The following is an 8,894-nucleotide window of genomic DNA, read 5'->3' on the forward strand; positions in this document are numbered from 1 at the left end:
GGATATGACGAACAGCACCATGCCATAGGCAAGCGCGTCGACGGCTATGCTGAAGACTGTCTGCATGGAAATATCCCGGTGTTACGCGGCGACCTCGCCTGCCCATGCGGTTCCGGCGGGAATAGATCCCGCCGGGTCCGTCGCAGTTTCGAGGGGCCAGATATTACTTCGCGGCCGCAAGGCCCGGATCGCCCTGCTTTTCGAAGGTCTGGACTTCCTTGTTGATGTAGGTCCCGTCAGCGGCCTTGGCGACCTCGCGCAGGTAGATGTTCTGCGTGATGTGGCGGCTTTCCGGATCGATCGAAACCGGACCGCGTGGGCTCGTCCAGGAAAGCCCCTTCACGGCATCGACAGCCTTCTGCGCGTCCTGCTTGCCGCCGGTCGCCTCGATCATCTTGTAGATGACATACATGCCGTCATAGGCGCTGACGGCCGGGAAGGAAAGCTCGGCCTTGTCGCCGATCGCCTTGGCTGCGGCCTCGACGAAAGCCTTGTTCTCCGGCGAGTCGTGCGAGACGGCATAGTGGAAGGTCGTCTGGATGCCGAGCGCCGCATCGCCGAGCGCCGGCAGATCGGATTCCTGCGTCAGGTCGCCCGGGGCGAAGAACTTGATGCCGGCGTCCTTGAGGCCGTTTTCGTTATAGGCCTTGACGAAGCCGAGCGTCGTCGGGCCGGAGGGCAGGAAGGCGAAGACTCCCTGCGCGCCGGAATCCTTGATACGCTGCATGATCGGGCTGAAGTCGTTGGTGGTGAGCGGCATGCGGATCGCCTCGACCACCTGCCCGCCGGCCTTTTCGAAGCCCGCCTTGAAGGCGTTTTCGGCATCGACGCCCGGGCCGTAGTCGCTGACCACCGAGATCACCTTTTTCACGCCACTGTCGAACGCGACCTTGGCGATCGGCGTGGAGGTCTGCCAGGTGGTGAAGGAGGTGCGCACGACGAGCGGGCTCTTCGTCACGATCGCCGAGGTGGCGGCGTTCATGATCACCATCGGCACGTTGCCCTGCTTCAGGATCGGGGTGACGGCCATGGCATCCGGCGTAAAATAAAAGCCGGCGAGATACTGCACCTTCTCTTTGACGATGAGATCCTGCGCCTGCGCTTTCGACTGGGCCGGATCGGCCTGCGGCACATCGCGATAGATGATCTCGACGGTGTCATCGCCGACCTTGTTGCCGTTCATCGCCATGTAGGCGTCGATGCCGGCTTTGAAATTCTTGCCCTGCAGCGCGAACGGACCCGAAAACGGTCCGATGACGCCCACCTTGATCGTGTCGGCGTAAGCTGCGCTGCTCATGACAATTGCCGCAACGGCGGCGAGAACAAGCTTCTTCATGGTTCCTCCCCTGGATACTTGACCGGCTGGCGTGGAGCCAGCCGTGCTTGGTTTCAGTCTGTCATTCAAAACGGTAATGTAAAATGAAATAAGCCCCTGAATTCATAATTTTGCGGTGATGATTTCAGGTGCATCGGAAGTGCCGGGCCGAGCGGAAACGGTCTCCCGTTTCCTCGCGGTCGGCAGCAGACGATCTCGATCGGCGGAAGGCGGGACATCATCAATAGGCCAGCCCCACGTAGTTTTCCGCCAACGCCGTCGAGGCAGCGCGGGAATGGACGAGATAATCGAGTTCGGCCTCTTGGATCTTCTGGTCGAAATCGCTCGTATCGGGAAAGCGGTGCATCATGGTCGTCATCCACCAGGAGAAGCGGACAGCCTTCCAGACACGGGCGAGCGCACGCGCCGAATAGGCGTCGATGCCGGTGTTGGAATGGTCCTGGTAGTGTTCGACAAGGCCCGAAAAGAGATAGTGTACGTCGCTTGCCGCGAGATTGAGCCCCTTGGCGCCGGTCGGCGGCACGATATGGGCGGCATCGCCCACCAGGAAGAGCCGGCCGAAGCGCATGGGCTCAGCGACGAACGAACGGAGCGGAGCGATCGACTTCTCGAAGGAAGGTCCGGTAAACAGCGCCTCGGCATGGTGGACAGGCAGGCGCCGCCGCAGCTCGTCCCAAAAGCGCTCGTCGCTCCAGTCCTCGATCTTCTCGTCGAGGGAGCACTGGATGTAATAGCGGCTGCGGCTCGCCGAACGCATGGAGCAAAGCGCAAAGCCCCGCGGGTGGTTGGCGTAGATCAGCTCGTGATTGACGGGAGGCACGTCGGCAAGGATGCCGAGCCACCCGAAGGGATAGACCTTTTCGAAAGTGCGGATCGATTTCTGCGGTACAGCCTTGCGGGAAACGCCATGGAAGCCATCGCAGCCTGCGATGAAATCGCAGTCGATCCGATGCGTTATGCCGTCTTTTTCATAAGACACATAAGGAGAATGCCCGTCAAAATCGTGCGGCTGGACATTGGCGGCCTCGTAGACCGTCGGGGCACCGCTGATTTCGCGCCGCTCCATCAGGTCGCGGGTCACTTCCGTCTGACCATAGACCGTGACGCGCTTGCCGCCGGAGAGGCCATGAAGGTCGATGCGATGGTCCCGCCCGTCGAAGGCCAGTGAGAAGCCATCATGCGGCAGGCCTTCGGCATGCAGGCGTGCACCGGCCTTCGCTTCGTCCAGCAGGCCGACCGTGCCCTCTTCCAGCACGCCAGCCCGCACGCGGCCGAGAATGTAGTCTTTGCCCACCCGATCAAGAATGACGTTGTCGATGCCGGCTTCCGTCAGAAGCTGACCGAGCAGCAGACCCGAAGGTCCCGAGCCAATGATGGCGATCTGGGTCCGCAACCGTTTCCTCCCTGCAACCCCGCGTTTTGACAAACTCTGCCCGTTAGCGCTGGAGGCAACAATGGACATTCCAGCCGAAAAACTGCACTAATCGAACATTCGTGGCGGAGGAGACCAATGGCGAGACATGTTCCGACCTATGAGCTTTACGGCGAAAACACCGGCAAGGAGCCGTATTTTTGGCTGCATTGCGAAACGATTCCCTCTCGCAGCAGTCTCCACCACTGGGAAATCCGGCTTCATCGCCATGAGAGTTTCTTTCAGATATTGTACATAGAGGCCGGATCGGGCGATGCGATTTTTGGCGAAGTCAGCCATGCCATTCGCCCGCCTGCGGTCGTGACTGTTCCTCCGAGGCTCAATCACGGTTTCCGCTTCTCGCGCGATATCGACGGCCTGGTGATCACGATCGTGAGTTCTCAGCTCAGCCATCTGCACAGTCATCGAAGCCGTCTTGGCGAATGGCTCGCCGCACCGCATCTCACGCCGCTCGATCCAGGAAGTGCCGATGCCGCCTATGTGATGCAGACGCTCGAGCGTCTCGGCAAGGAGTATGAGGACCGCCGCAGCGGCCGGCACGAGCTGCTCGATTCCTATGTTTCCATGGCTCTGCGGCTCACGGCAAGAATCTCGCACGAAGGAAACCCAAACCACCTTTCAACAGACGAAAACGAACGCCGCATCGAGCTTCTGAACGGCATGATCCTGCAGCACTTCCGTTCCCATAAGCCGGCCTCCTTCTACGCCAAGGAGCTTGGCGTCTCGCCGACGCATCTCAACCGCATCGTGCGGTCGGTGACCGGAAACACCGCAAGCGAGCTGATTGCCGGCAAACTCATCGATGAAGCGAAACGGGAACTCGTCTTTACGCTCGGATCCGTGCAGGAGATCAGCTATCGGCTCGGTTTTGCAGATCCTGCATACTTCTCGCGCTTTTTCTTCAAGCATACAGGCGAAACGCCGCGGGCCTGGCGCAGAATGGAAAAGAGCAGGCTTGATAGAGGTTGATCTCGATTACGCGCACATCTTCCGCCAATAAGCGGCATTAGGGAAGCACTTCCCCGGGGCTGGCCTGTGCCCTGAAGCTGTCGCGGAACACGGCAAGGTCTTCCGCACTGATATCGGATATCGCCCAGAAGACCAGACCATCGCTCGACCATTCGCTCATATTGTAACCGTCGCGCGCGACGCGGCCCTGCGTCGCCGGCGCATCCGGCCATATGAAGAGATTGATCACGTGGCCGCGGGCCCGGTAGATGAGCGCCGCGACGACCTTTCCGTCGACGTAGTCGACCCTGCCTCCAATCAGGGGAAAGCCCTGCCCTGCCAGATCGACAACCGGCGGCGAAAAATCGATCTTGCCGTTGAACCAGGGCTTGACCGTATGCCGGTCCGAGGTCTGCACGTCCGCCAGGTGATCGGCAAGCAGGGAGCGGACATGGCTGGCGATAATCTGATCCTCGATGGCAGCATCTCGATGCGGTGCATTGATGAACAGAAAAACACTCGCCGCCAGTGCTGCCAGCGACGGCACGAGGCTCCATTGCCGGATAATGCGCAGTGCGCGCGCCCAGATGCCTCCATCTGCCGCGGCTGGGTTCCACCCGCTGCCCGTCACGGCATGTTCCAGTGATATGCCGCCGAGCACCCGCGCGCGCACCTCTTCGGGCATGCTCCACTTGACGCCGGGCTGGCCTACGACCCTCCGCATCGCCGCAACCCTTTCCAGCTCCGCCCCGCAGGACGCGCAACCCGCGAGATGCGCCTCGAACTGCGCGGCATGAACGGCATCTAGCTCCCCATCGACGAAGCCGTTGAGCATGACACCCCATTCGGGGCAGCCGTTCTGTTGCTCGCCGCTCATCGCTTCGCCTCGCCCTTTTCCAAGGCCAGCCAGGCATTGCCGAATTCGTCGCGGGCCCGTGCAAGCCTGGACATGACAGTGCCGATGGGCGCGTCGATGATTTCCGCTATCTGCCGATAGGAAAGGCCTTCGAGCTCCCGCAGCACCAGCACCTCGCGCATGGGATCGGAAAGAGCGCCGATCACCTGCCGCACACGTTCCGCCTCGCTTCTGCGAATGATCGACATTTCCGGCGTGTCGTCATCCGATGGGACCTGGTATGTCGCGGAATCGGCCTCGTGGGCATACGCATCCTCCGCCATCGGCACTTCGAAACGTGCCTTCTGCCGGCCATCAAGCAACCAGGCGCGATAGCAGTTCCTTACGATCGCGAACGTCCAGGCGCGCGGATCACCGCCCCGATACCCCTCGAAGCCGCGATAAGCGCGCAGGAAGGCTTCCTGAACGATATCGCCCGCCGCATCGGCGTCGCGGCTGAGAAAACGGGCAAAATTATAGGCGTCGTCAAGATGCGGGAGGATGGTTCCCCGGAACCGCTGCATCGTCTCGGTCGATGCAGCCGGCATATGCGCCGCCGCTTTCGCATCCCGCGACGATCGCTCCGTCTCCACTGACATCGTAACGGCAGCGGACACAGCCTCGACGAGCAAAGCCGCTGCCCGGATGGCAAGCGCAATCGGCCGATGGTGGCTCCATGCGAAAGGCCGGCGCTCGAAGGAGAACGGATTGATCTCAGCCTCTGTCATCATCTTCCCGGACTCCACCGCTCCGTTCGCTCGACGCACGCATAGGCATATCTTCTGCAGGCTAGATCACTCGGCCTGTTATTTTATTCCGTCCAGATACCGCTTTTTTGAGGGCCGGCAGCCGCGGTTCCTATGCCGTTGAAAAAATCTCCCATCCGTTTCATCGGCTTATGCAGATTGCCCGATATCTCGGGAATAACGGTTGAGGGTCGCCGATCTTGTTCGAACAGCGGCACCCGTTCCGGGGCTTCCGCTGACGCAGTTCACGCAACGAGAGGAGACTTGCGATGTTCACCATGACGCGCCGTACCGTTCTCAGCACCGCTGCCGCAGGGGCGGCTTTCGGTTTTGCTTCGAAACTGGAATTCGTTTCGCCGGCCTTTGCCGATAGGCCTGACGAACCAGAGGTCGGCTTCTACAGATACAGGGTCGGATCGGTCGAGGTCACCGCCGTCTATGACGGCATCTGGCGCAAGCCGCACGACCCGGCCTTCATCAAGAACGCATCGATCGAAGACACCAAGGAGGCCCTCGCCAAAGCCGGACTTCCGACCGAGTTCATGCCGATTCCGCTCACCGTCGTCGTCCTGAAGATCGGCGATCGGCTGATCATGATGGACGCCGGATCGGGCGTCGGCCAGTGGCAGGCGAACGCCACGCATCTGCCCGCCAACATGATGGCGGCCGGTATCGACTACACGAAGATCAACACGATCGCGATCTCGCATTTCCATCCGGATCATGTCTGGGGGTTGATGGAGAAAGGCACCAATGCGGCCGTCTTTCCGGATGCCGAGTTGATCGTCAACGCGGCGGAATATAATTGGTGGACGGAGCCGGGCCGTGTCGAAAAGCTCGCGGAAGGCAGAAAGCCGGCAGGCAAGCGCATCGCCGAGGTATTTCCGAAATGGAAGAACTGGAGGCTTGTCGAGGACGGCGCCGAGGTGGCGCCCGGCGTCCATATCGTCGCCGCGCCGGGGCATACGCCCGGTCACTCCGTCTATCTGGTCGATGACGGAAGTGAACAGCTGATGGTATCCGCCGACATCATGTACGTGCCGGCGCTGCTCGCTCCGCATCCGGAATGGCAGGGGGCCTACGATCAGGACGGACCGATGGCGATCGACACGCGCCGCAAGCTCGTCGACCGCGTGATCGCCGACAAGATCGCGATCTGCGGCTCGCATTTTCCGTTCCCGGGGTCCGGCACCTTCGTCAAGGACGGCAACGCCTACGGCTTTACCCCTACCATCCAAGCTTAAGAGACCGAAGGAGAAAAGACCATGAAGAGGCATATTCTGGCTGGAGCGATCATCCTGCTGGCGGCCGTCGCCGCGGTTTCGGCGGTCAAGGCCGTCCCGGCCTTTGCCGTCGACAACATCGAATCGACGACGGCACCGGATTTGACGTCGGTGCGCGCCAAGATCGCTGCCGGGGATTATCAGGGTGCGCTCACAGAGCTTCGCGGCCTTGCGGAGGATACCCAGCAGGCCGATGTTTACAACCTGCTTGGCTTTGCCCTGCGCAAAACAGGCGACTACAGGACATCGCTCACCTATTACACCAAGGCGCTGGAGCTCGAGCCCGACCACAAGGCCGCCCGCGAGTATCTGGGCGAGCTCTATGTCGAAACCGGCGATATGGCCAAGGCCAACGAACAGCTCGAACGGCTGACGAAGCTCTGCCCGAACGGCTGCGAGGAGCGCGACGATCTGGCCAAGGCAATCGCCGAGAAGGTCGCGATGCAAAAGGCGAGCAACTGACGATCAGCGAGAGCAGGCGGTGCGCCGTCTGCTCTCGCCCCCGAGGGCCGCAGTCAGCAACGGGGGCACTCAGCCCCGATGGTCGAAGAGCGTCTTGTACTGCCGTGGCTGGGATCGCAAATATTGATCTGGCGCCGCAACGGTCTCGTTGAAATGCGCAGCCGCATGCCAGGGCCACCTGGGATCATAAAGGATCGCCCGCGCAAGAGCGATCAGATCCGCGTCGCCGGTACTGACGATCGCCTCGGCCTGTTCGAACTCGGTGATCAATCCGACGGCGATCACGGGCATCCGCACTGCCGCCTTCACCTGTCTGGCGAACGGTACCTGGTAGCTCGGGCCGATCGCAATCTGCTGGTCGGCCGAAAGGCCTCCGCTTGAAACGTGAACCGCACTGCACCCGCGCGCTTCGAGCGCCTTCGCGAATTCGATGGTCTCCGAAACATCCCATCCGCCGTCGACCCAATCCGTCGCAGACACTCTCATGGTGACAGGGCGGCCGGCGGGAAAAGCGTCCCGCACGGCATCAAACACTTCCAAGGGGAAGCGCATCCGGTTTTCCAGCGAGCCTCCGTATTGGTCGGTTCGCTTGTTGGACAACGGCGATAGAAACTGATGAAGAAGATATCCGTGTGCGCCATGGACCTGAACCGCGTTCAAGTCCAGCGCCGCAGCCCGTCTGGCGGCAGCCGCGAAAGCGGACCTGACTCGCTCCAGCCCGTCGCGATCCAGCGCCTCCGGGCGATCGTATGACGGCTGGAACGGAAGGTCGCTTGGAGCAACCGTCTTCCATCCGCCGGGTTTGCCGGGAGGAATTTGGCCGCCGCCCTTCCATGGAACCTCGCTCGAGGCTTTTCGCCCCGCGTGGCCGAGCTGTATCGCGATCGGCATATCGGACCAGCGGCGTACGGAATCCAGCACGCGTCCCATGGCAAGCTCGCACTCGTCCGAATAGAGCCCGACATCGCCGTAGGATATCCTGCCTTCCGGCGTCACGGCCGTGGCCTCGATCGTCAGAATGCCAGCGCCGGATGCGGCCAGGTTGCCGAGATGCATGAGATGCCAGTCGGTCATCTTGCCGTCTTCGGCCGAATACTGGCACATGGGAGCAATGACGATGCGGTTCTTGAGGGTCAGCCCGCCGATTTCGAAAGGCGAAAAAAGTTTCGTTCCGCTCACCTGATTTCTCCAAACATTTCGATTCCAACCGTCGTTCGACAGCAAGCTGCGCTTCTACGCCCGACCGCGCAAAGGAGCAACGACACGATGCTGTGAGCGGCGATATCGACCGTAGCGCAAGCACCGGATCATTCGATGAGAAGGCGATCCCTGGCCGGCAATCAGATGTGATTGGAGAGGAAGGAAAGCGGCAATCACCGTCGCGAACGCACCCCGTTCCCTTTCGAGAACGGAGCGGCATTCATTTCAGGAAAGAAAAGCCCGCCTTGGATGGCGGGCGTTTCATTACTGCTGCGCTGGCGGGTTCGCCGGTGGCGTTGCTGGGGTCGCCGGTGGCGTTGCTGGCGCTGGCTCCGCGGCCGGCGGAGTTGCCGCTGGCGGAGTTGCTGGCGCTGACTCGCTTGTTGGCGGAGTAGCGGGCGCAGTCGACGTGGCCGGCGGTGTGGTTGTGGTCGTTTCGCCGGCGGGCGGCGTGGCTGGCGTTTCGCTTCTGCGAGGCCAGTAGATCGCTGCCAGGGCGATGATCAGAACGACAACCGCAATACCGATCCACATTGTCCATGGCGAACGACGCTCGGTGGTCGGCGTCGTACGCAGATCGGGGCCGGGTCGA

General features: G+C 61.4%; 9 protein-coding genes. 3 read left to right on the top strand and 6 right to left on the bottom strand.

Annotated features, from left to right (window positions below; translation table 11 throughout):
• Window positions 1-163: 163 nt before the first annotated feature.
• Both ACPYOI_RS33010 and pobA read right to left on the bottom strand, forming a co-directional pair.
• Window positions 164-1,336, bottom strand: a complete 1,173-nt coding sequence (locus tag ACPYOI_RS33010; protein WP_481417413.1) for an ABC transporter substrate-binding protein — start codon at window positions 1,334-1,336, stop codon at window positions 164-166.
• A gap of 220 nt (window positions 1,337-1,556) precedes the next feature.
• Window positions 1,557-2,729 carry a 4-hydroxybenzoate 3-monooxygenase gene (pobA, locus tag ACPYOI_RS33015; protein WP_481423959.1) on the bottom strand — a complete coding sequence of 391 codons (1,173 nt, stop codon included), beginning with the start codon at window positions 2,727-2,729 and terminating at the stop codon, window positions 1,557-1,559.
• 117 nt (window positions 2,730-2,846) lie between these two features.
• On the opposite strand from pobA, the gene ACPYOI_RS33020 reads away from it, so the two are divergent.
• Window positions 2,847-3,737: a helix-turn-helix domain-containing protein gene (locus ACPYOI_RS33020; protein ID WP_481417415.1), complete on the top strand. Its 891-nt coding sequence runs from the start codon at window positions 2,847-2,849 to the stop codon at window positions 3,735-3,737.
• A gap of 37 nt (window positions 3,738-3,774) precedes the next feature.
• On the opposite strand, the gene ACPYOI_RS33025 is transcribed toward ACPYOI_RS33020, so the two are convergent.
• The gene (locus ACPYOI_RS33025) at window positions 3,775-4,593 is read right to left on the bottom strand and encodes an anti-sigma factor family protein (RefSeq protein ID WP_481417416.1); all 819 of its coding nucleotides are present in this window, start codon (window positions 4,591-4,593) and stop codon (window positions 3,775-3,777) included.
• On the bottom strand, window positions 4,590-5,342 hold the full coding sequence (locus ACPYOI_RS33030; protein WP_481417417.1) for a sigma-70 family RNA polymerase sigma factor: 753 nt from the start codon (window positions 5,340-5,342) through the stop codon (window positions 4,590-4,592). The genes ACPYOI_RS33025 and ACPYOI_RS33030 overlap by 4 nt, the downstream gene beginning before the upstream one ends.
• Window positions 5,343-5,626: 284 nt before the next feature.
• On the opposite strand from ACPYOI_RS33030, the gene ACPYOI_RS33035 reads away from it, so the two are divergent.
• Complete coding sequence (locus tag ACPYOI_RS33035; RefSeq protein WP_481417418.1) at window positions 5,627-6,601, top strand: MBL fold metallo-hydrolase; 975 nt, start codon at window positions 5,627-5,629, stop codon at window positions 6,599-6,601.
• Window positions 6,602-6,622: 21 nt separating this feature from the next.
• On the top strand, window positions 6,623-7,102 hold the full coding sequence (locus ACPYOI_RS33040) for a tetratricopeptide repeat protein (protein ID WP_481417419.1): 480 nt from the start codon (window positions 6,623-6,625) through the stop codon (window positions 7,100-7,102).
• A gap of 69 nt (window positions 7,103-7,171) precedes the next feature.
• On the opposite strand, the gene ACPYOI_RS33045 is transcribed toward ACPYOI_RS33040, so the two are convergent.
• Together ACPYOI_RS33045 and ACPYOI_RS33050 are read right to left on the bottom strand one after the other, a co-directional pair.
• Window positions 7,172-8,281, bottom strand: coding sequence for an NADH:flavin oxidoreductase/NADH oxidase (locus ACPYOI_RS33045; RefSeq protein WP_481417420.1), 1,110 nt, complete (start codon window positions 8,279-8,281; stop codon window positions 7,172-7,174).
• A gap of 241 nt (window positions 8,282-8,522) precedes the next feature.
• Window positions 8,523-8,894, bottom strand: a 372-nt coding sequence (locus ACPYOI_RS33050) for a hypothetical protein (protein WP_481423960.1), incomplete at its 5' end; no start/stop codon positions are given.

The sequence above is a fragment of the Rhizobium sp. SVR5-2C genome, assembly GCF_056755115.1.